Here is a 23,388-nt window from a genome sequence, read left to right as displayed (position 1 = left end):
AGAATTAGAGATATGTCAGCAATTGCAAACGCACCGGCACACGATCACCACGACGATCACGGACATCATCATAAAGAGACTTTTATAACAAAGTATATATTTAGTACCGATCATAAGATGATTGCCAAGCAATATCTTATTACCGGGCTTTTAATGGGTGTCATCGGGATTGCGATGTCTATCCTTTTCAGAATTCAGCTAGCATGGCCTGAGCAGTCATTCTGGGTCTTTGAAGCACTGCTTGGAAAATGGGCTCCAGACGGAGTAATGACACCAAGTATCTACCTGGCCCTTGTTACCATTCACGGAACCATCATGGTATTCTTCGTATTAACGGCTGGATTGAGTGGTACTTTTAGTAACCTGTTGATTCCGCTTCAAATTGGTGCGCGTGATATGGCTTCAGGTTTCCTGAACATGGTATCTTACTGGTTGTTCTTCCTTTCGAGTGTGATCATGATCTCTTCTCTATTCGTAGAAGCAGGTCCTGCATCAGCCGGTTGGACGATCTATCCCCCGCTTAGTGCATTGCCACAGGCGATTGGAGGTTCAGGTACTGGGATGACACTTTGGTTAGTTTCAATGGCGATATTCATTGCATCTTCATTGCTGGGATCCTTGAACTATATCGTAACCGTAATAAACCTAAGAACCAATGGAATGTCTATGACCAGACTTCCGTTAACTATCTGGGCTTTCTTCGTGACCGCCATCATCGGTGTTGTTTCGTTCCCGGTACTTTTATCAGCTGCTTTGCTCCTTATCATGGACCGTAGTTTTGGTACTTCCTTCTTCCTTAGTGATATCTTTATCCAGGGAGAAGTATTGAGTCACCAGGGAGGTTCTCCGGTATTGTTCGAGCACCTGTTCTGGTTCCTGGGTCACCCTGAAGTTTATATTGTATTATTACCTGCATTAGGTATCACTTCTGAAATTATTGCAACCAATTCACGTAAACCTATCTTCGGTTACCGTGCGATGGTTGCCTCTATACTTGCAATTGCATTCCTTTCAACTATCGTATGGGGTCACCATATGTTCGTATCTGGTATGAACCCGTTCCTTGGATCGGTATTTACCTTTACAACGCTATTGATCGCGATCCCATCTGCAGTTAAGGCATTCAACTATATTACAACCTTATGGAAAGGTAACCTGCAAATGAACCCGGGGATGCTGTTCTCCATTGGTCTTGTTTCTACCTTCATTACCGGAGGTTTAACAGGGATCATCCTTGGAGATTCAACCCTGGATATCAACGTGCATGACACCTACTTCGTGGTAGCTCACTTCCACCTGGTAATGGGTATCTCTGCATTGTACGGTCTATTTGCCGGGGTTTATCACTGGTTCCCAAAGATGTTCGGAAGAATGATGAACAAGAACCTTGGTTATGTTCACTTCTGGATCACCGCTGTTGGAGCTTACGGGGTATTCTTCCCAATGCACTTCATTGGTATCGCAGGTCTTCCAAGGCGTTATTACACGAACACAGAGTTCCCTTATTTTGATGATTATGCCGATGTAAACGTGATCATCACGGTGGCGGCTATCATCACTGCATTCGCTCAGCTTGTATTCCTTTATAATTTCTTCGGTTCTATTTTCTACGGAAAGAAAGCCGTTCAGAACCCATGGAAATCGAATACACTTGAGTGGACGACCCCTGTTGAACATATTCACGGAAACTGGCCAGGAAAGATCCCTTCAGTTTACAGATGGGCTTACGATTATTCCAAGACCAAGGAGAATGGTGATTATGTGATCCAGGGTCAGGATTTTGTTCCGCAAACGGTTCCTTTGCAGGAAGATGAAGAGGAGCTTAATCACTAGAAAAGATTATTCTTAGTATTTATATAAAGAAAGCCTTTCCACACCGGAGAGGCTTTTTTAATTATCTTTGAAAGCCTGGCTGAAGCCGCTGTTTATTTCAATATTTAGTATATTCAGCAGGAATTTCTTGACCTATGATGAACGAAAACCTAGATCCCACCGGAGAAAATTTCTCTTCAGAAGAATTTGATATAGAAAGAGCCTTAAGGCCGTTGAGTTTTGACGATTTTGCCGGGCAGGAACAGGTGCTGGAAAATCTCCAGGTGTTCGTTCAGGCAGCCAACCTCAGGGGAGATGCCCTGGATCATACATTATTTCATGGTCCTCCGGGATTAGGAAAGACTACATTAGCGCATATCCTGGCCAATGAACTGAATGTTGGTTTAAAGGTAACTTCCGGTCCTGTATTGGATAAGCCAGGGGATCTGGCAGGTTTGCTCACTAATCTGGAGGAAAGGGATATACTTTTTATAGATGAGATACACAGGTTGAGTCCGATTGTCGAAGAATATTTGTATTCGGCTATGGAAGATTACCGAATCGATATCATGATCGAAACCGGGCCGAATGCGAGGACTGTTCAGATCAACCTGAATCCATTTACCCTGATAGGCGCAACAACCCGTTCAGGATTGCTTACTTCGCCCATGAGAGCTCGTTTTGGTATTTCCAGCCGACTTCAATATTACACCACAGAACTGCTTTCCGGGATCGTGGAGCGAAGCGCCGAGATCCTGAAAGTTCCAATTTCCCATGAGGCTGCCATCGAGATCGCCGGGAGAAGCCGCGGAACGCCAAGAATTGCCAATGCGCTGTTGAGGAGGGTTCGGGATTTCGCGCAGATAAAAGGTAATGGAAAGATCGATATCGAGATCGCGAGGTTCGGCTTAAAAGCTTTGAATGTGGATGCACACGGCCTCGATGAAATGGATAATAAAATACTGGCCACGATCATCGATAAATTTAAGGGAGGTCCTGTTGGGATCACTACCCTGGCCACCGCGGTAAGTGAAAGTGCCGAAACCATTGAGGAGGTCTACGAACCATTTTTGATACAGCAGGGATTTATTTACCGAACCCCGCGGGGAAGGGAAGTGACTGAACTGGCCTATAAACATCTAGGAAGGATCAAGGGCGGCCCACAGGGCGGACTTTTTGACCAGTAATATAATAGACCTCACAGGTTTCCAAAACCTGTGAGGTCTGATCCTAATTTTGAGAATAAAATAATTGACTAAAACAAAAGATAACATACCCGAAGTTTCCCTGCTCAGGTTCCTGAAGCACTCCACTAATATTGTCAAAAATCCGCTGCCGTTTCACCACCAAAATTTTGAGACCAGGGGAAACACCTTTAGATTGAACATTGGGTTTGTTAATTCGGTCATCTTTTCCAGGGATGCGGGTTTGCTGGAATATGTGCTTCAGAAGAACCAGCGCAACTATACCAAAACCGAGATACAGACCAAAGACCTTACAAAATACGTGGGTCATGGTTTGCTCACTTCAGAAGGGGAGCACTGGAAAATACAACGCAAGTTGATTCAGCCGGCATTCCATAAAAAACAACTCGCTAATTTACTGGGTAGCATCCAATCCGCAATTCTTGCTGAATTCAAAAAGATAGAACCCGGAAAGGATATCGATGTTTTTCCAATTTTTAATGATTTGGCCTTCCAGGTAGTGGTGAAATCTCTGTTTAGCAGTGCAGCCAGCCAGGAAGATATCAACAGGCTTCAGTATATAACCGAAGCGGCCCAGAAAATGCTGGTTCGCGAATTGCGGCAGCCCTATTTAAGGTGGTGGTTCAAGGCCAGTGGAAAGATCGATCATTATTTGAAGCTTACAGCTGAATCCAGGCAGATTCTGCAGGGAATCGTAAATGAACGAAAAGCCTCTTCTAAAAACTATGGCGATTTGCTGGACATGTTGCTGGAAGCAAAATATGATGATGGCAGCTTTATGGACGATGAACAGCTCATCGATGAGATCCTGATCCTGTTTGTCGCTGGTCACGAGACCACTTCCAACGCATTGAGTTTTATCAGTCAGTTACTGGCTCATCATTCTGAGTGGCAGGAAAAAATTTACGAGGAGTCCAGGCAGAATACTGATAAGGACCTTATGGGGATCGTGACCTCATCACCTATAGCTCAGCAGGTGATCGAGGAGGGGATGCGTTTGTATCCCCCGGCTTATTTTATAGACCGGGTGAATTTGGAACCAGATGAATTCCGAGACATGAAGTTTAAACCTGGTTCCAATTTGTTATTTTCGGTCTATGAGATTCACAGGCATCCGGAACTGTGGGAAGATCCGGAAGATTTTAAACCAGAACGCTTTAGTGAAGGAGGAAGAAAATTCTCCTCCCAGTACTTTCCCTTCGGAGCCGGTCCAAGAAAATGCATTGGGAACAATTTTGCGATGTTCGAGATGATCATCGCGGTCACCGAGCTGGTTTCCCGTTATAAGATGTATCCCGTTTCAGATACTATCGATATCAAACCTTTGATCACTCTTAAGCCGAAAAATGCCCTTTTAAAATTCGAAACAAGGGCTAACTAATTGCTTTATTCTAAAATACCGATTTACACCCATTTGAAATTAAATATAAAATTGGTTACTTGAACCTGTAATACTCTACTTCTATACCCCTCCATTTTGGCTTATACTTATGCCGATTTTAAGCTTATCCCTGAATTCAATTTTCTACCTAAATACCTCTTTGTTTTGGAATTGAGGCACTAATTTTAAAATTCTTGACTTATGGTTCGTCCTTATCTAGCAGCCATATTAATCTTTTTGGTTCCGTCAATTTTGTTATCGCAGGAACCCGAACTCACAAAAGAATATCCGGAAGCCCAGAAGGAAGTGAAAAAGGCACTGGATGAAATTGAACAAAGCATTCGGAATAATGAAACTGATAAGTTAATCTCCATGCATGCTTACGGGCCGAAATTCACCGAGTTTGAAGTGGGTGGCATGCGACAGGGTTCTAAAGAAAATGAAGATTTTGAAAGGAGTTTTCTTGGAACTATTACCAGGGTTGAAAAATGGAATTGGGATGATCTTCAAATTAACGTCTATGGGGGCGATGTGGCAAATGTCACCTTTCATTCCGATTTTAAATTTGATAGAGGTGAGAAAACTTACGAAATGAAAATGCAGGGAACTTTGTTATTTATTAAAACTCCAGACGGCTGGAAGATTACCCATGAACATATGGCGCCTATTGCTCAGGAGTAGATTTTATAGGTAATTTGGTCAAGATCTCAGGGTTGCAAAATGAAATGATGTTATTGATAGCATGCATGTATGGAGAAATTAATGAGTAAGAAAATTGGGTTTGATTTAATGAAACAAAAACTAGAAAAATGAAAACATTTGTTATCGAACGGGAGATTCCTCAGATAGGGAAGTCGACCCATGAAGATCTCCAGGGAATTTCAAGAAAGTCATGCGACGTTCTGGATGGAATGAATTCCGAAGAAATTAAGTGGATTCACAGCTATGTAGCGGAAAATAAAGTTTACTGTATTTATAAAGCTACAAACCCTGAATTATTAAAAGAACATGCTAAAAAAGGTGGATTTCCTATTAATTCAATATCGGTGGTTTCTGAAATTATTAGTCCGGAGACCGCTAAGGTGTAATGAATATTTAAAAATTCAGGATTTTATGTTCTTAGTCCATCCCTCCGGAAGGCGATCCTAAATAACTTAAATTAGCGCCATGACCAAAAATGGACGCTTTTCTCAACTAATAAAAGCCTAAGCCAAACGCCTAGGCTTTTATCAATGTTATTACTAAATCATAATTATTTAAGTATTCTGCCCTGTGACTCGAATGTGTGCAGAAGGACCTGTATGCTTTTTGGTTAAGTTATGGAGAGAATTACTCCTAACTATATTTTCCTGCTACAGGAAAATAGACATCTAATTAAATACTTGTAATTCTAATCTCGTTTAAAATTAGAATTCAACTTTTCAATACCGACTGAAGTACCTGTTTTAAACCCCAGTTTAATACCTCCTTTGATTGCTGATTATCCAGGTCGCAAACATCTTTAGTTACTACAAAGGCTTCAATTCCCATTAAAACTGTCGCAAGGTTTGCCAGGTTTTCGCGCTCTGATGCTGATAGGTGTTTGGCTTTATCTTTAAAAAGTTTTTGTAAGGTTTTCTTCCTCCGGGCCCCACGCATCTTTTTGCTTTGTTCCGCATTCAATACCACGCTCATATATTTTCTGAATCCCGCTTCATGATCAATAGTGAGATTATTATAATAATCCTGGATGGCAATAATTGCTTTATCAAGCTCCATATGGCGTACATCTTCAATGATTTCTTCGGTGCTTTTCGTGTTCAGGTCAAGAACGGCTTCCGCAACCAGGATCTCGATTTTTGAGTAATACCTGTAAATGGTGGCTCTTGAAATTCCAGCTTTTTTCGCGACATCTTCCAGGGTAAGATTTTCACTATTTTCCATTAAAGACTGGGTGCTTTCAAGGATTTTATCACGGGTTTTTAGCTTTTGATTTTTCCTGCCGGTGCCTATATATTTCTCATTCATGAGACAAATGTCTTATAAAATTTTGAATATTGAAAATTTAAAAATATATTTACGAGACAAAAATCTCATAAGATGAATAATAATTTGAAAATGTGGGTTTTAGGACACCAAGTTTTTCCACAAAATTTATCGGCAAATTACGATATGGCTATCGGTGAATCTCAACCTAATATACCAGGCCCTCCACCACACCATCACGAAAAATATCACGAGTCCTTTTACATCATGGAAGGCGAAATGGATTTTGTCATCAATGGTGAACTGAGAAAAATTAAAAAAGGAGAATCTGTAGATATCCCACCTAATACCGTACATACCTTTAAAAATTCAGGTGATATGGTTTGTAAATGGGTGAATATACATAGTCCAAAAGGCTTTTCTGAATTCTTCAATAAGTATGGAGTGTCTGAAACCGAAGTAGATGCAGCTAAGAAATCTGTATCCCCCGAAATTATTCAGCAGGTATTAAAGACTGCACCAGATTATGATATGAAGATCCAAATGAAATAAAAAGTAACTAATTATTAACCAATAAATATAGTCAGATGAAAAACAGAATTTTACAAATTGCCAAACCCGTATTACTTCTTTTTATGGTGTTTGCAACATCCTGCAGTAATGAACAGGTAGAAGAAGAGATTTTAAAAGTCTATGATTTCAAAATAGAAAATGCCGGGAATGCTGAAGAACAGCTGGAAATGCTAACAAAAGCAATGAAGCGATTTCATAATTTCCAGGTTGCCGAAGCACAGGGTTACGAAGCCGTAAGTCCGCTAGTGCCCGGAATGGGAGTGCATTATGCGAAAATGGAGTATGTAGATATGAATTTTGAAGTGTTAAAGCCGGAAATCCTCGTCTATCACCCTGATGAAAACGGAGATATGCAGTTCGTCGCAGCTGAGTATTTGATCCCAATCCCGGGTTGTGATCCAGATACAGAGTATTCCAACGCGCCAGAAGGATTTATTGGTTCTGAAGATGTGTGGGCAGTGAATTGTGCAGCAGGAGGCTGGACGCTTCATGCCTGGGTAGGTTTAGAGAATGAGAATGGTGTTTTTGCGCCTTATAATCCCGCGCTTCAATAATCTCCAAAATTAATCTTTAAATTAGCTGCTGAAAAGTTCAGTTTTGAGTACATCAGCAAGTAAATATTCCAGTTTTATCAAAGCCGAAGCCAAACGCCTCGGCTTTCTTTCTTGCGGAATTTCGAAAGCTGAATTTTTGGAGGAAGAAGCTCCGAGACTGGAAAAATGGCTGAACGAAGGCCGTCATGGAGAGATGCGGTATATGGAGAATTATTTTGATAAACGACTGGATCCTACCAGGCTCGTTCCGGGTTCGAAAAGTGTCATTTCCATGATCCTGAATTATTATCCGGAAGAAACCCAGAATAAAGACTCGTATAAGATCAGCAAGTATGCCTATGGCCGGGATTATCACTTCGTGATCAAAGATAAACTGAAGCAATTACTAGCCAGTCTTCAGCATGAAATTGGGGATTTTCATGGTCGTGCCTTTGTCGATTCGGCCCCGGTTCTCGATAAGGCATGGGCAGCAAGAAGCGGACTCGGTTGGATAGGTAAAAACTCGAATTTGCTTACCCGGCAGGTCGGTAGTTTTTATTTTATCGCTGAACTGATCGTGGACCTGGTACTGGAATACGACACTCCTGTTACCGACCATTGCGGCACCTGCACAGCCTGTATCGATGCCTGCCCAACCGATGCGATCTACGAGCCATATAAGGTAGATGGCAGCAAGTGCATTTCTTATTTTACGATCGAACTCAAAGATGATTTACCTTCTGATTATCAAAATAAGTTCGAAGACTGGATGTTTGGCTGTGATATCTGCCAGGATGTTTGCCCCTGGAACCGGTTTTCAAAGCCTCATAACGAACCGCTGTTCAATCCGCATCCACAGTTAATTGAAAATGACAAGAAGGACTGGGAAGAGATCACCCGTGAGACTTTTAACGAGATCTTTCGCAAATCTGCGGTGAAACGAACCAAATATGAAGGTTTAAAAAGAAATATCAGCTTTTTAAAAGAATAGATTTCTATTTAACCTCAGCCTTACTACCTTTGCTTTCAGCCAAAAAAATGAATTATGAGTAACACTTCCAGAAAGAGAAGAGAGGCACTGGTTTACCATGCCAAGCCGAAGCCGGGAAAAATTCAGATCGTTCCAACCAAAAAATACGCGACCCAAAGAGATTTGTCTCTTGCCTATTCGCCGGGTGTGGCCGAGCCCTGCCTGGAAATCGAAAAGGATAAGGAAAACGCGTATAAATATACCACCAAGGGAAACCTGGTTGCCGTAATTTCTAACGGAACAGCTGTTCTTGGACTGGGAGATATTGGTCCCGAAGCCTCGAAACCGGTGATGGAAGGAAAAGGTCTTTTATTCAAGATCTTTGCAGATATCGATGTATTTGATATCGAGGTGGATACCAAGGATGTGGATAAATTCATTGAAACCGTTAAAAATATTGCTCCTACTTTCGGGGGGATCAACCTGGAAGATATCAAAGCCCCTGAGGCCTTCGAAATTGAAAGACGGCTAAAGGCGGAGCTGGACATTCCGGTAATGCACGACGACCAGCATGGTACGGCCATTATTTCGGCAGCAGCACTTTTGAATGCCCTGGAACTTGCTAAAAAGAAGATTCAGAAAGTAAAGATCGTGATCAGCGGTGCCGGTGCTGCCGCTGTTTCCTGTACAAAACTATATAAAGCCTTTGGTGCGAAAGCTGAAAATATCGTGATGCTGGACAGCAAAGGAGTGATTCGCAAGGATCGTGAAAACCTTTCCGAAGAAAAAGCTGAATTCGCCACTGCCAGGAAGATAGATACGCTCGAACAGGCGATGAAAGATGCCGATGTGTTCGTGGGGCTTTCAATTGCCGATATCGTTTCTCCTGAAATGCTGAACAGTATGGCTAAAAGGCCTATCGTTTTCGCAATGGCCAACCCGAACCCGGAGATCGATTACGAGCTGGCCATGAAGACCCGAAAGGATATCATCATGGCAACCGGAAGGAGTGACCATCCTAACCAGGTTAATAACGTGCTTGGGTTTCCGTTCATTTTTCGTGGTGCCCTGGATGTAAGAGCTACCAAGATCAATGAGGAAATGAAAAAGGCTGCGGTAAAGGCCCTGGCCGAACTGGCTAAGGAGGCCGTGCCGGAACAGGTGAATATCGCTTATGGAGAAACCAGGCTCAATTTTGGGCCTGATTACATCATTCCAAAACCATTCGACCCGAGACTCATTGCTAAAGTCCCACCAGCCGTGGCGAAAGCGGCTATGGAAAGTGGCGTTGCCCGCCAGGATATTCAGGATTGGGATAAATATGAGGAGGAATTACTGGAGCGTATGGGTAACGAAAATAAGATTACCCGAATGCTCATCAACCGTGCGAAAACCAATCCGAAACGAATCGTCTTCGCGGAGGCTGATCATCTGGATGTGCTAAAGGCCGCTCAAATCGTAAGGGATGAGGGTATAGGTTACCCAATCCTTTTAGGAAGAAGGGATGTGATCAAGGAATTGATGACCGAGATCGATTTTGAAGATGATGATGTATTGATCATCGATTCAAAGTCTGATGAAGAGGCAGATCATCGCCAGAATTACGCGAATAAATACTGGGAGACCAGGCATAGAAACGGCGTTACTAAATATGATGCTCAAAAATTGATGCGCGAACGCAATTACTTTGCGGCCATGATGGTGAACGAGGGTGATGCCGATGCATTGCTTTCAGGTTATTCCAGGGCATATCCTACAGTTGTAAAACCTATGCTGGAGGTGATAGGAATGGCTAAGGGAGTCACCAGGGTTGCTGCCACCAATGTGATGAACACTTCAAGAGGTCCCTTGTTTATTAGTGATACCTCTATCAATATAGATCCTTCGGCGAAAGACCTGGCAAAGATCGCGCAAATGACTGCACGGGTGGTTAAATTGTTCGGGATGGAGCCGGTGATCGCTATGATCTCTTATGCCAATTTTGGCTCATCAAAAGACCCTAAGGCGAAAAAGGTAAAAGAAGCGGTGTCTTACCTGCATAGGTTTTACCCTGAACTTAATGTGGATGGGGAACTTCAGGCCGATTTTGCCCTGAACAGGGAAATGCTTCAGAATAAATTCCCGTTCTCGAAACTTGCAGGTAAAAAAGTGAATACGCTTATTTACCCAGAATTGGATTCGGCTAACAGTACCTATAAGCTTATCAAGGAATTGAACGATGTAGATTCCATTGGTCCTATCATGATGGGAATGAAGAAACCGGTTCATATTTTACAATTGGGTGCCAGTGTAGAAGAGATGGTGAATATGGCTGCTGTTGCGGTTGTTGATGCCCAGGAAAAGGAGAAGCGGCTTAAGAAAGAAGTTGGTGCCTAAGAATTTAAAGATTTCAGGGAATTTTGGCCTTTGACTTATTTCACTATTTTTGAAGCCTAACACACGTTTTTTTCATGATTCATCATCTTAAGGGGCAATTAATTGAAAAAAATCCAACCCATGTTGTTATAGACTGTAATGGAATTGGATATTTGGTCAACATTTCACTTCATACTTATTCGCTGATTCCAGATTCTGAGGCCATTAGTTTATATACCTACTTACAGGTTAAGGAAGATTCCCATACCCTTTTCGGTTTTATGGAAAAATCTGAACGGGAGATCTTTAAACTTTTAATTTCGGTTTCGGGAGTTGGAAGCAGTACTGCTCGCACCATGTTATCCTCGCTTCAGCCCGGTGAAGTCACTGCGGCCATAGCGAATGAAGATGTTGGCACCATACAAAGTGTCAAGGGTATTGGAGCAAAAACGGCCCAAAGAGTTATTCTGGACCTTAAAGACAAGGCTCTTGCTGTGATGGATGAAGGTGAAGTTTTAGTGTCTCAGAACAATACTGGCAGGGAAGAAGCGTTATCTGCATTAGAGATCCTGGGATATAACAGGCGCCAGGCAGGCAAAGTTGTAGACAGGATTATTCAGGAAAACTCTGAATCTACCGTGGAATCTATAATAAAAATGGCTCTTAAAAAGCTATAAGTTGAGGAACAATTACCCGAAGTTGTCTTTACCGGTACGCCTTATTCTGCTGATATTACTGGTATCTGCGATGGATTCTGCGGCTCAGGAAACCCCGCAGGATACCACGGGTTATGTTTTAGGAAACATCGAACTTCCAGATCCCGAAAGTATTGTATCCTTATATGAATATGATCCTGTTCTTGATCGCTATTTTTATAAAGAAAGCCTTGGTAATCTCAATTTAGGCTTACCCCTTGTACTTACTCCGGAAGAGTTTGAAGAACTGGTACTCTCTGAAGAGATGCAGAATTATTTCAAGCTTAAAAATGATGCACTCAGCGGCAGAAAGGAAGGTGCTGAAGAGATTCAGAAGGACCTTCTGCCCGATTTTTATGTGAACAACAATTTCTTCGAGTCCATTTTTGGAGGATCACAAATAGACATACTTCCCCAGGGATCGGTAGAAATGGATCTTGGTCTTTTATTTACGAAACAGGATAACCCTGCATTTTCACCCCGTAACCGAAGGAACCTGTCTTTCGATTTCGACCAGCGAATAAGTTTGAGTCTTCTAGGACAAATAGGGGAGCGACTTCAGATCACCGCAAATTACGATACCGAATCCACCTTCGATTTTCAGAACCAGTTAAAACTGGAGTATACGCCTAATGAGGATGATATCATACAAAAGATCGAAGTGGGAAATGTGAATATGCCGCTCACTAACTCACTAATCCAGGGAGCCCAGAGCCTTTTTGGGTTCAAGACCGAGCTACAGTTCGGGAAAACAAGGATCACAGGGGTCTTTTCTGAACAGCAATCGGAGCGAAGAACCCTGAACGTGGAAGGTGGTGCTACCGTTGAGGATTTCGAAAAGTTCATTCTGGAATACGATCAGGACAGGCACTTTTTCCTGGCACATTATTTCAGGGATCATTATGATGAGGCCCTGGAAAATTATCCGTTCATCAACAGCAATATTCAGATAAAACGAATCCAGGTTTGGGTGACCAACCGTACCAATAATATTCAGAATATACAGGATACCCGTAATATTGTGGCTATTCAGGATCTTGGAGAATCCCCCGTTGCTGGGAATATTGGTGTGGATAACCCGCCGGGAGGCTTTTTTAATGTGCCGGGCGGAGCTTTCCCTGATAATACCAATAATGACCTGAACCCCTTCGGAATAACCGGTGCGGGAGAATCGATTCTTACCCCTGCAATTCGCGATATTGCAACCGTGGAAAGCGGTTTTGGTCCCCTGGTGGTTTCAGAAGGTATCGATTATGCCATCCTCGAGAATGCGCGCCAGCTAAGACCAAATGAATATACCGTTAATACACAGTTGGGATATATCTCCTTAAACCAGCGACTGAGCAATGATGAGGTGCTTGGGGTAGCCTTCCAGTTTACCATCAACGGGGAGGTTTTCCAGGTGGGTGAATTTGCCAATGACGGGGTGAACAGTACCAATAATAACCCCGATCAGAACCCTGGTACGAATCCAAGGGCAAACCAGAACCTGGTAGTAAAATTGCTTAAAAGTACCATCATCAATGTAAATGAACCAGTTTGGGATTTGATGATGAAGAATATTTACAGTCTTGGTGCTTACCAGCTGGAGCGGGAAGATTTCAGGATGAATATCCTGTATACCGATCCGCAGCCGCTTAACTATATCAAACCTGTGGAAGGAACTAGCCTCCCGCCGGATGTTGCTGAAACACCTCTGTTAAGGGTTTTCAGGCTGGACCAGCTGAACAATAACAATGATCCTATCAATGGCGGTGATGGATTTTTCGATTATGTCCCGCAAATAACCATTGACTCTCAAAACGGGAACATCATCTTTACCACCGTGGAACCTTTCGGGAAACACCTTTTCGATAAGCTGGATGATACTCCTAACACGGGCCCCGAAGATTATAACATTCCTGAAACCTGGAACGAGAACCAGCAGCGTTATGTGTTCAGGGCGATGTATCGTACCACCAAGATACAGGCCGAACAGGAAGAAGCCGATAAGAACAAATTTCAGTTAAAGGGTCGATACAAATCTGCCGAAGTAGAGGGAATTCCTATTGGGTTTAACCTTCCGCCCGGCTCGGTGACGGTTACAGCTGGAGGTCGTGTACTCCAGGAAGGGGTAGATTATGTGGTGAATTATGAGCTGGGAAGGGTTCAGATCCTTGATGAGGCCTTGTTAGCTTCCGATATACCTATCCAGGTAAATACAGAAAACAACGCGCTTTTTGGTCAGCAAACAAAACGGTTCAGCGGGATCAACGTGGAGCACCAGTTCAATGAGAATTTCCTGATAGGGGGAACCCTGATCAATTTGAAAGAACGACCGCTTACCCAGAAAGCGAACTATAATTACGAGCCTATCAATAACACCATTTTCGGGCTGAATCTTAACTACAGTACCGAAGTTCCGTTCCTAACCAGGCTGGTCAATAAATTGCCCAATATCGATACCGATGTGAAATCGAACGTTTCAGTTCGTGGTGAATTCGCTTACCTGTTACCGGGCTCGCCTGCCAATAGTGATTTTGACGGAAAGGCAACCACCTATATCGATGATTTCGAGGCTGCTCAAACTTCCATAGATATCAATAATCCGCTAAGCTGGGAACTTTCAAGTGTTCCGCTTGGCTTTGGGGGGGAACTTGCTAATGGTGATCTTAACGTAGGTAACCGAAGGGCGAAAATGGCCTGGTATACTATCGATCCTATTTTTTACAGCAACAACAGGCCTGCCGGAATAAGCGACTCTGATATTTCTACTTATGCTGCGAGAAGGGTAGCGCTGAATGAGATCTTCCCGAATGTAGACGTGGTTCAGGGACAACCGCAGGTGGTTTATACGATGGATGTAGCCTACAATCCGCAGGAAAGAGGTCCTTATAATTATAACCCGGCAGCAGCCGGGGGAAATACGCTTCCGAATCCGCGTAACAATTTCGGGGGGATCATGCGTGCGATCAATACCACCAATTTCGAACAGTCTAATGTTGAATACATTCAGTTCTGGGTGATGGACCCTTACATTTATCCTGAAAATGCCGGGAATCCCGGGGGGACCATTAACTTCAATCTTGGTAATATTTCTGAAGATGTGCTTAAGGATGGGCGTAAACAATATGAGAATGGTCTTCCGGAAGGTGATGGGACTGCCGATGTGATCAGTACTGCTTTTGGGCAGGTGCCGGCAGATCAATCCCTGGTCTATGCATTTGATACCGAGGGTGACGCCAGGACCTTACAGGATGCGGGTTACGATGGGATACTGGATGCCGAAGAAGCAGTATTGTTTAGCGATTTTGCTAATTTGCCCGATCCCTCGGCCGATAACTACCAGTACTTTTTGAACAGGGATGGAAGTATCCTGGAGCGTTACAGCGATTACAATGGGGTGGAGGGGAACTCTCCAACCGTGGTGACCGATACTAACCGCGGAAATACTACGCTTCCAACTACCGAGGATATCAACCGGGATAATACGATGAACACCATTAATAGCTACTTCCAGTACGAGGTGCCGTTTTTCCCCGGGATGAACATTGATAATAACCGCTATGTCACCGATGTAAAGGAGCTTACCACAACGCTGAGGAACGGCCAGGAACTTCCCGTTAGATGGGTCCAGTTCAAGGTGCCTATCTTTGAACCTACCGAGGCCATTGGTGGAATTGCAGATTTCAGGTCCATTCGATTCATCAGGATGTACCTTACCGATTTTCAGAATCCAACCCTGCTGAGGTTCGGGACCATGGATATGGTTAGGGGAGATTACCGAAGATATAACCAGAGCCTTTTTGAAGATGAGGGGCAGATTGAAAACCCGAATACGCTCTTCGAGGTGAACGCGGTGAATATCGAGGAGAACGAAAACAGGGAACCCATCCCATATGTGCTGCCCCCGGGAGTTTTCAGGGAAGAACTCTTTGAAAATAACAGTAATATCAGGCAGAATGAACAGTCGCTTTCCTTAAGGGTTTGTGAGTTGGAACCACAGGATGCCCGTGCGGTGTATAAGAATTTCCAGATTGATATGCGACAGTTCAAAAACCTGGAAATGTTTCTTCACGCCGAATCCTTTGTGAACAGGCCGCCCCTAAAAGACGGCCAATTGGTTGCATTTATCAGGATGGGAACAGATTTTAGTGACAACTTCTACCAGATAGAGGTGCCGCTTTCACCAACTTTATTTGGTGCTTCAACAGCTGCCGAGATCTGGCCGGAAGTAAACCGGCTCAACCTGGAGCTCGACCTGCTGCAACAGATCAAAACTGCTGTGCTGGGAGATCCTTCACTGGTATCTACGGAACTGAACTTCTTTACCGAAGAACTGATGCCCGTAGATGCTGAAACTCCTTATGATATGGGCAGGCTTAGACTGGGAATAAAGGGAAATCCGAGTTTTGGTAATATTAGGTTGCTCATGCTTGGGGTGAAGAACGGAACCAATCCAGACGGATTAACCGAGCTTTGTGGTGAGGTATGGTTCAACGAGCTGAGACTTTCAGATCTTAAGAATGAAGGCGGATGGGCAGGAGTCGTAAGCATGGATAGTAACCTTGCCGATTTTGCTAATATCTCAGCCACAGGCCGCAGAAGCACGGTTGGCTTTGGAAGTATCGAACAGGGGCCAAACCAGAGAAGCCGGGAAGACCTGAGCCAGTATGATATGGTCACCAATGTAAACATGGGGCAGTTATTACCGCCGCAATGGGGAGTGAAGATCCCGGTGAACTATAGCAGGGGTGAAGAGTTGATCACTCCAAAGTTCGATCAGGAATTCCTGGACGTAGAACTGGATACACGTTTGGATAATATCGAAGATCCCCAGGAGCGGGAAGCTGTTGAAAAACAGTCGCAATCCTACACTAAAAGGGAAAGCATAAACGTGATTGGTCTTAGAAAGGAACGTACCGGAGATAAGAAGCCGATGCCTTATGATGTAGAAAACTTTGCATTCTCTACTTCTTACAACCAGATCAACCACCGGGATTTTGAGATCGAGCAAAGCCTGGATCAAAGCGTGCGGGTTGGTGGAACCTATGAATTTAATTTTCCGGCCAAGACCGTGGAACCCCTTCGAAAGATCACGGTGCTGGACAGTAGTGATTATTTTGCTTTGCTGCGGGATTTCAATTTTAATTACCTGCCATCGAACATCAATGCAAGTTCGAATATCTTCAGGCAGTACAATCAGCAAAAATTCAGGTCTCTCGAGTTAAGTGAGAACGATATTGGGATTCCTACCCTATACCAGCGAAACTATTTGTTCGACTGGCAGTATGGTGTGAACTATAATCTAACGAAGTCCCTCAATTTTGCCTTTAACGCCAGTAATAACCGCATTATTCGGAATTATATAGACGAAGAGGGTTTTGCAGATAACAGCATTGGCCTGTGGGATGATTTCTTTAGCATTGGCCGGCCAGATGTGCATTTCCAGACATTGCAGGTGAATTACCAGTTGCCTTTCGATAAAATTCCGGTGCTCAGGTTTATCAATACCACCTACTCCTACACCGGTGATTTCCAGTGGCAGCGAGGTTCTCAGATCTTTAGCCAGCTCGAAAATATCCCGGATATAGGTAACAGCGTCCAGAATTCGAATACCCACCAGATAAATGCCAATTTGAACCTGCAGGACCTTTACGATTATGTGGGGCTCGTTGAAAAGAATCCTCAAAGTACCGGCAAAAGCATACAGGAACGAAGCAGGGGAGTGCCAACGCTTGGTCCGCCAGATGAGCAGCAGCAGGTACAGGAAGAGCCAAGGGTTAAAACGAATAAGACATACAATACATTCGTAAATATTGTAACCGGTTTAAAGACCTTCCAGGTGAATTATAGAAACAGCAGGGGTATCTATCTTCCAGGTTATACCCAGGATGTTGGGTTTATGGGAACCATCCGTCCAACCTTCGGGTTTACCCTTGGATTCCAGGATGAGATCAGGTATATGGCTGCTGAACGCGGCTGGCTTACCCTTTTCCAGAATTTTAACCAGCAATATACCACGGTAGAAAACGAACAACTAGATTTTCAGGCCGGATTCGATTTCCTTCCTGATCTTACTTTGGAACTTACTGGACGAAAGAATTATTCCGAGAATTTTTCAGAAAACTATCGGGTAGACCCATTAACCCAGCAGTACATTCCTCTTACGCCTTATAGTTACGGGAATTTCAATATTTCGACCATTCTTATCAGGACTGCTTTCAGCACTTCTAATGAAACTACCTCGGCGGCATTCGAGACTTTCAGGGAAAACAGGCTCGAGGTTGCCAGGAGACTTGCAAACGAAAGAGGTTTAGATCCTGATGATGTGGACCAGGAGGGATACCCCGTAGGAATTGGAAGGACCAACCAGGCAGTATTGCTCCCGGCATTTATCGCGGCCTATTCGGGTGAAGATCCCGGGAATGTTAAACTCGGGCCTTTCAGAAGTGTACCGGCACCAAACTGGAACTTAAAATATACCGGACTGATGAGGCTTAAATGGTTCCGGGATCATTTCAGAAGATTCTCGATCAACCATGGTTACCGTTCAGATTATACCCTTACACAGTTCCAGACTAACCTGGATTATGATCCAGACAACCCGCAGGAGGTGAACCAGGCAGGTGATTTTAAAAACCCAATCCTGTATTCCAATGTCGTGTTAACCGAATTGTTCACTCCGCTTGCACGGATAGATTTTGAGACAAGGGGTAATATCCAGGTGCTTGCACAAATGGAGAAGGACCGGTCTCTAGCCTTCAGTTTTGATAATAACCTGTTGACCGAATATAGCGGAAATGAATATACCCTGGGCTTAGGTTATCGTTTGCAGGATCTCAAGATTGCGACCAGTCTTGGCGGAAGAAGCCGAATTTTGAGCAGTGACCTGAACTTTAAGGCAGATGTTTCTTACAGGAAAAACCGGACTATCGTAAGATACCTGGACCTGAGCAATAACCAAACCATATCGGGTCAGGATATCTGGGCGATCAATTTTACCGCAGACTACGGGTTAACCCGAAATTTAACTGCCAGGTTCTATTACGATCATAGCTTTTCAGAATATGCTGTTTCTACCGCATTTCCGCAAACCACTATCAGGTCTGGGATCACGTTGATCTATAATTTTGGAAATTAACGGGAAGCCTGTTTGAACAATTCGGGTAAAAAACTAACTTTGCTGTCTTATAATATGAAACTATGAATATTCCACAAGAATTAAAGTACACCAAAGACCACGAATGGGTTAAAATAGAAGGCGACACTGCTACTGTTGGAGTAACCGATTTTGCCCAGGGAGAACTGGGAGATATTGTATATGTAGAAGTGGAGACACTTGATGAAAACCTTGAAAAAGAAGAGGTTTTTGGAACTGTTGAAGCCGTAAAAACGGTATCAGATCTTTTTATGCCAATTTCGGGAGAGATCATCGAGTTTAACGATAGCCTGGAAGATGAGCCGGAAAAGGTAAATAACGATCCTTATGGTGAAGGCTGGATGATCAAGATCAAGATGGCCGATTCTTCTGAAGTGGACGAGCTTCTTACAGCTGATCAATATAAAGAGGTAATTGGTAGCTAGGATATTACTATTACTGGCGCTGCTATATACCAGTGCCATTACGTATTTTTCTTTAATCGTAATGGACTTTAAGGTAAGCCTGGGGGGATTCGATCCCACCGACAAAATGCTCCATGCCGGAGCATATTTGTTTTTAGCGGTTTTGTGGAAACTGTATTTTGTTTTTCAGGCATCTGATTTTAAGCGATATACGTCCAATTTAATATGGGTGGCGATCGCAAGTTTTATTTTTGGTATGTTAATTGAGGTTTTGCAGGGAACCCTAACCAGTTACAGGACCCCCGATTGGTGGGATATTCTGGCAAATTCGGCTGGTGTAGTACTTGCTGTTGTTTTCTTCATCGTCATGGCGCCACAGGTGAAGAAGCTCAAACAGGAAGTTGCCTAACTAAATTATAACCTTTATTAACCACTCTTTTATGAAATGAGCCGGTTTTTATTACCTGCTTTTACCAGTGATTAGCAAACCGGCGAATTGCATCTGAAAGACCAAAAACCACAAAATCAGATGAAACCAAAGAAAAATTCGAAAGCCGACCTGCGTCGGAGATGGGTCCTTTTTCTTCAAATAGGGCTTATCCTAGTTTTATTTCTAACACTTCAGGCCTTCAACTGGAAGAGCTTTGACGACAAACCTCCTAAAGATCCCGGTATAAGTATGGATCTTATCGAGGAGGAAACACCTCCACTTACCATTACTGCTGAAAAGACACCGCCTCCACCTCCTAAATTGATTCTGGACGAAATAGAGCCGGTGCCAGACGATAGTAAAACTCCCGAAGATGTTACGGTGCCAACAGATCTTGACCTGGAAAATCTTCCGGAACCTGAGCATATCGAAGAACCCGATGCGCCTGATGAACCTATTACACATGCTTTTATAGCGGTAGAAGAAGTTCCGGTTTTTCCAGGTTGTGAAAAGCTTGAAGAAAACGAAGCGCGTAAAAGCTGCATGAGTTCGAAGATCAGCGATTTTGTAAACCGTAACTTCAATACCAGATTAGGTGAAGAACTAGGTCTTAGTGGTACAAATCTTGTGGTTGTTAAGTTCGTAGTGAATAAAGAGGGGCTGGTTGAGCAAATTCATACCAGGGCGCCTCATCCTGAACTTGAGAAGGAAGCCAGAAGGGTAATTGGTGAATTGCCCGAAATGAAACCTGGCAAGCAGCGTGGAAAGGCCGTACCTGTCTCATATTCGATCCCAATTAGATTCCGGGTACAGGATTGATCTACAGATCTTTCAGGAATAAGTTCATTTTAATGACTTATTATCCTAGATAAATTTAGTTTTTTAGAAAAAATCTTTATTTTAGCAACCCTTAACTATATTTCGCATTATGGAACCTAAGAAAAATCCAAAATCTGATCTTAACAGAAATAGAGTTCTCTATTTACAGCTAGGTCTTATTATTGTTCTGTTTCTAACATGGCAGGCTATCGAATGGAAAACCTATGACCCTGAACAGATAGATATCGGGCAGGTAAATATGGACGCCCTTGATGAAGAGGATGTGCCAATTACTGAAATGCAGAATACTCCACCGCCACCACCGCCACCACCTCCGGCACCAGAAGTGATCGAGGTTGTAGAAGATGAGGAAGAAGTGGAAGAAGACGAAATTCAGTCTACTGAAACCAATCTGGATGAGATCGTAGAGGTTGAAGAGGTTGTTGAGGCTCCTGTAGAGGAGGAAGTAGAAGACGTTCCTTTTGCGGTGATCGAAGATGTGCCAATCTTCCCTGGTTGTGAAAATAAAAAGAACAACGAGGAGCGAAAAAAATGTATGAGTGAAAAGATCAGTAGCTACGTGAACAAGGAATTTGATACCGATCTTGGTGCCGAACTAGGATTAAGCGGGATCAACCGTGTGATCGTTCAGTTCAGAATCGACGAAAAAGGTAATATTGGTCAGGTGCGAGCACGTGCTCCACACCCAAGACTGGAGCAGGAAGCTGCCCGCGTTATCAACAGTTTGCCTAAAATGAAACCAGGTAAGCAGCGTGGTAAGCCGGTTGGGGTTATGTACTCTTTGCCAATTGCATTTAAAGTACAGGACTAATTTCCTAAACATATAATTGAGAGATCCCTCGCTTTTAGCGGGGGATTTTTTATTTTAATTAACTTGCCTTTAGGAAAAAATGTATCTTACAGCCTAAAATCAAGCCCCCTGAGCGTATGAAGTACCTTTTACTTCTTCCTTTCTTATTTCTGAATTTATCACTTATTGCACAGGAGACTTCTTCTTCTGAAGTTTACCCGCAATTCCCCGAATGTTCCAGTCTTGAATTCGAACAGCAGCAAGCCTGTTTCAATAAGCAGCTGGTAGATCATATTATTTCTGAATTTAAAACCCCTGAAAAAGTAAAATCCGATAATTATAAAGGAGCGGTAAGTATTCTTTTTGAAGTGACCGAAGAGGGGGAATTTGAAATTATCTACCTGGACGCTGCCTATAACGAACTCAAGGATGAGGTGAGGCGGGTATTTGGTAATTTGCCGGTGATCCGGCCGGCGACCTATAACGGCAGATCTATACATATGCAGTTCCGGTTCAATTTAAAGATCCCTATCCAGGCCAACGCTACCGTACAGGGGATTGAAAATAATGGGAACAATGTTGAAAGCCCTCAGGTTATAACTGTTGAAGAAACTGAAGAGAATGTGCTTACCGAATACGAGCGTGTGCAATCTGATGAATTCACCAGCCCTCGCTATACCAGCCAGATCAATATTCCATTTTCGCATGAGTTTTACAGTCGGTTTGATGCTGCGTTCAATAGGATAGGAACCAATTCGCATTCGGCTTCGAAGCCATTGCTTTTTAACGAGGTGAACCGCTATTACGATTTTGAGGAAAACAGGGATGAATTGTTGCAGGACCGAAATACCTGGGCCGGCAGGAAGATATGGAATGAGCATTTGTTCAGGTTTCAAACCCAGGATTACTGGTTCACGGTAGATACAGGTTTCGATCTACAGCTGGGAAAGGATTTCGAACAGGAAGATCACGATTTTACTTACAATAATACCAGGATGGCTATTATCCAGGGAGGTCTTGGAAAACGCTTCAATTTTTATTCGGTCGTCTATGAAAACCAGGGCCGATTCGCTGAATATTTCAATCGTTATGCGGAATCTATCCGGCCTGCAGGTGGAGACCCGGCTATCATTCCCGGGCGGGGCGTTGCCAAGGATTTTATGAATGATGGTTATGATTATCCTGTAGCAGAAGGTTATTTGTCATTTACTCCGGCCGATTTTATCAATATTCAGTTTGGCCACGGGAAGAATTTTATAGGAGATGGTTATCGTTCGCTGGTATTAAGCGATAATGCCTCGCCATATCCATATTTAAAACTGAATACCAATTTCTGGAAGATCAAATATACCAACACCTGGATGTCGCTTCGCGATGTTCGGCCGGAGGTGGTGAACAGTGGCTCCTATCGCACCAAATATATCGCAAATCATTACCTGAGCTGGAACGTGACCAAAAGACTGAATTTAGGCTTTTTTGAATCGGTGATGTGGGAAAATGATAATGACAGGGGATTTGATCTTAACTACCTGAATCCGGTGATCTTTTACCGTGCGATCGAATTCGCTACAGGTGCCGATGGCGGAAATGCCATTATTGGTTTAACGGGAAAATACAGGTTTAGCGACCAGGTTTACGCCTATTCGCAATGGCTTATAGATGAATTCTCCTCGGAGGATGTTTTTGGTGGGGAGAAAAGCTGGAAAAATAAAATGGGTCTTCAGCTTGGGCTGAAGTATTTCAATGCCTTTAATGTAGATAATTTATACCTGCAGGCCGAATATAACCAGGTAAGGCCATATACCTATTCCCATAACACCATCACCTTGAATTACGGGCATAATAACCAAAGTATGGCCCATCTATGGGGTGCCAATTTCAGGGAATTTCTTGCTATAGCAAGATACAGGAAGGATCGCTGGTATGGTAGCTCGAAGTTTATAATAGGGGAGCGCGGTTTCGATCTATCTAAAGGTGACGCATATTTTGGCCAGGATATCTATCGAACCGAGGAGGACAGGCCGTTCGAAACCGGTGTGGAAATAGGCCAGGGTAATACAACCTTTTCTTTTTATTCTGAACTGGAGGCTGGGTATATCGTTAATCCAACCACCAATCTTAAACTTTTCGCGAGTTTTATCTATCGCGATTTCAATCCTGAATCAAATACTCCTGCCAATTTCGATAATTCCACTACCTGGATCAACTTTGGTCTAAGGACCGATATTTTCAACTGGTATTTTGATTATTAGTCATTTTCGCAATGCTGAAAATTAACAGGTTGAGCCTCTTGC

General features: G+C 43.3%; 17 protein-coding genes. 16 read left to right on the top strand and 1 reads right to left on the bottom strand.

The window, feature by feature from the left end:
* Positions 1-12: 12 nt before the first annotated feature.
* The 5 genes from MKO06_RS02075 (at position 13) to MKO06_RS02055 (ending at position 5,486) form a co-directional block, all read left to right on the top strand.
* Positions 13-1,833 (top strand): cytochrome c oxidase subunit I, encoded by a 1,821-nt coding sequence (locus MKO06_RS02075; RefSeq protein ID WP_241550681.1) that lies wholly within the window; start codon positions 13-15, stop codon positions 1,831-1,833.
* 137 nt (positions 1,834-1,970) lie between these two features.
* Entirely contained in the window at positions 1,971-2,999 is a 1,029-nt protein-coding gene (ruvB, locus tag MKO06_RS02070) for a Holliday junction branch migration DNA helicase RuvB (protein WP_241551013.1), read from the top strand.
* Positions 3,000-3,063: 64 nt separating this feature from the next.
* Complete coding sequence (locus tag MKO06_RS02065) at positions 3,064-4,398, top strand: cytochrome P450 (RefSeq protein WP_241550680.1); 1,335 nt, start codon at positions 3,064-3,066, stop codon at positions 4,396-4,398.
* Between the two features lie 252 nt (positions 4,399-4,650).
* Positions 4,651-5,079: an AtzH-like domain-containing protein gene (locus MKO06_RS02060; protein WP_241550679.1), complete on the top strand. Its 429-nt coding sequence runs from the start codon at positions 4,651-4,653 to the stop codon at positions 5,077-5,079.
* A 128-nt stretch (positions 5,080-5,207) separates the two neighbouring features.
* Positions 5,208-5,486 carry a DUF4242 domain-containing protein gene (locus MKO06_RS02055; protein ID WP_241550678.1) on the top strand — a complete coding sequence of 93 codons (279 nt, stop codon included), beginning with the start codon at positions 5,208-5,210 and terminating at the stop codon, positions 5,484-5,486.
* 325 nt (positions 5,487-5,811) lie between these two features.
* On the opposite strand, the gene MKO06_RS02050 is transcribed toward MKO06_RS02055, so the two are convergent.
* Entirely contained in the window at positions 5,812-6,405 is a 594-nt protein-coding gene (locus MKO06_RS02050) for a TetR/AcrR family transcriptional regulator (RefSeq protein WP_241550677.1), read from the bottom strand.
* Positions 6,406-6,477: 72 nt separating this feature from the next.
* Here MKO06_RS02050 and MKO06_RS02045 point away from each other — a divergent pair, with 72 nt between their 5' ends.
* From MKO06_RS02045 to MKO06_RS01995, 11 genes are all read left to right on the top strand, one after another.
* Positions 6,478-6,915, top strand: coding sequence for a cupin domain-containing protein (locus tag MKO06_RS02045; RefSeq protein ID WP_241550676.1), 438 nt, complete (start codon positions 6,478-6,480; stop codon positions 6,913-6,915).
* Positions 6,916-6,950: 35 nt separating this feature from the next.
* Complete coding sequence (locus MKO06_RS02040) at positions 6,951-7,490, top strand: hypothetical protein (RefSeq protein ID WP_241550675.1); 540 nt, start codon at positions 6,951-6,953, stop codon at positions 7,488-7,490.
* A gap of 43 nt (positions 7,491-7,533) precedes the next feature.
* A complete protein-coding gene (gene queG, locus MKO06_RS02035) occupies positions 7,534-8,460 on the top strand; it encodes a tRNA epoxyqueuosine(34) reductase QueG (RefSeq protein ID WP_241550674.1) in 927 nt (308 codons plus the stop codon).
* A 54-nt stretch (positions 8,461-8,514) separates the two neighbouring features.
* The gene (locus MKO06_RS02030; RefSeq protein WP_241550673.1) at positions 8,515-10,815 is read left to right on the top strand and encodes an NADP-dependent malic enzyme; all 2,301 of its coding nucleotides are present in this window, start codon (positions 8,515-8,517) and stop codon (positions 10,813-10,815) included.
* A gap of 74 nt (positions 10,816-10,889) precedes the next feature.
* On the top strand, positions 10,890-11,471 hold the full coding sequence (ruvA, locus tag MKO06_RS02025) for a Holliday junction branch migration protein RuvA (RefSeq protein WP_241550672.1): 582 nt from the start codon (positions 10,890-10,892) through the stop codon (positions 11,469-11,471).
* 1 nt (position 11,472) lies between these two features.
* Positions 11,473-18,612: a T9SS outer membrane translocon Sov/SprA gene (sov, locus tag MKO06_RS02020; protein ID WP_425248402.1), complete on the top strand. Its 7,140-nt coding sequence runs from the start codon at positions 11,473-11,475 to the stop codon at positions 18,610-18,612.
* A 62-nt stretch (positions 18,613-18,674) separates the two neighbouring features.
* Complete coding sequence (gene gcvH / locus MKO06_RS02015) at positions 18,675-19,055, top strand: glycine cleavage system protein GcvH (RefSeq protein WP_241550671.1); 381 nt, start codon at positions 18,675-18,677, stop codon at positions 19,053-19,055.
* On the top strand, positions 19,045-19,443 hold the full coding sequence (locus tag MKO06_RS02010; protein ID WP_241550670.1) for a VanZ family protein: 399 nt from the start codon (positions 19,045-19,047) through the stop codon (positions 19,441-19,443). The genes gcvH and MKO06_RS02010 overlap by 11 nt, the downstream gene beginning before the upstream one ends.
* A 120-nt stretch (positions 19,444-19,563) precedes the next feature.
* The gene (locus tag MKO06_RS02005; RefSeq protein WP_241550669.1) at positions 19,564-20,283 is read left to right on the top strand and encodes an energy transducer TonB; all 720 of its coding nucleotides are present in this window, start codon (positions 19,564-19,566) and stop codon (positions 20,281-20,283) included.
* Positions 20,284-20,392: 109 nt separating this feature from the next.
* Positions 20,393-21,115 (top strand): energy transducer TonB, encoded by a 723-nt coding sequence (locus tag MKO06_RS02000; RefSeq protein ID WP_241550668.1) that lies wholly within the window; start codon positions 20,393-20,395, stop codon positions 21,113-21,115.
* A gap of 116 nt (positions 21,116-21,231) precedes the next feature.
* Entirely contained in the window at positions 21,232-23,346 is a 2,115-nt protein-coding gene (locus tag MKO06_RS01995; protein ID WP_241550667.1) for a gliding motility protein RemB, read from the top strand.
* The last annotated feature ends 42 nt before the right edge of the window (positions 23,347-23,388 follow it).

The organism is Christiangramia oceanisediminis, from assembly GCF_022570735.2.
Lineage (GTDB): Bacteria > Bacteroidota > Bacteroidia > Flavobacteriales > Flavobacteriaceae > Christiangramia > Christiangramia oceanisediminis.
This window is presented reverse-complemented; position numbering and strand designations above follow the sequence as displayed.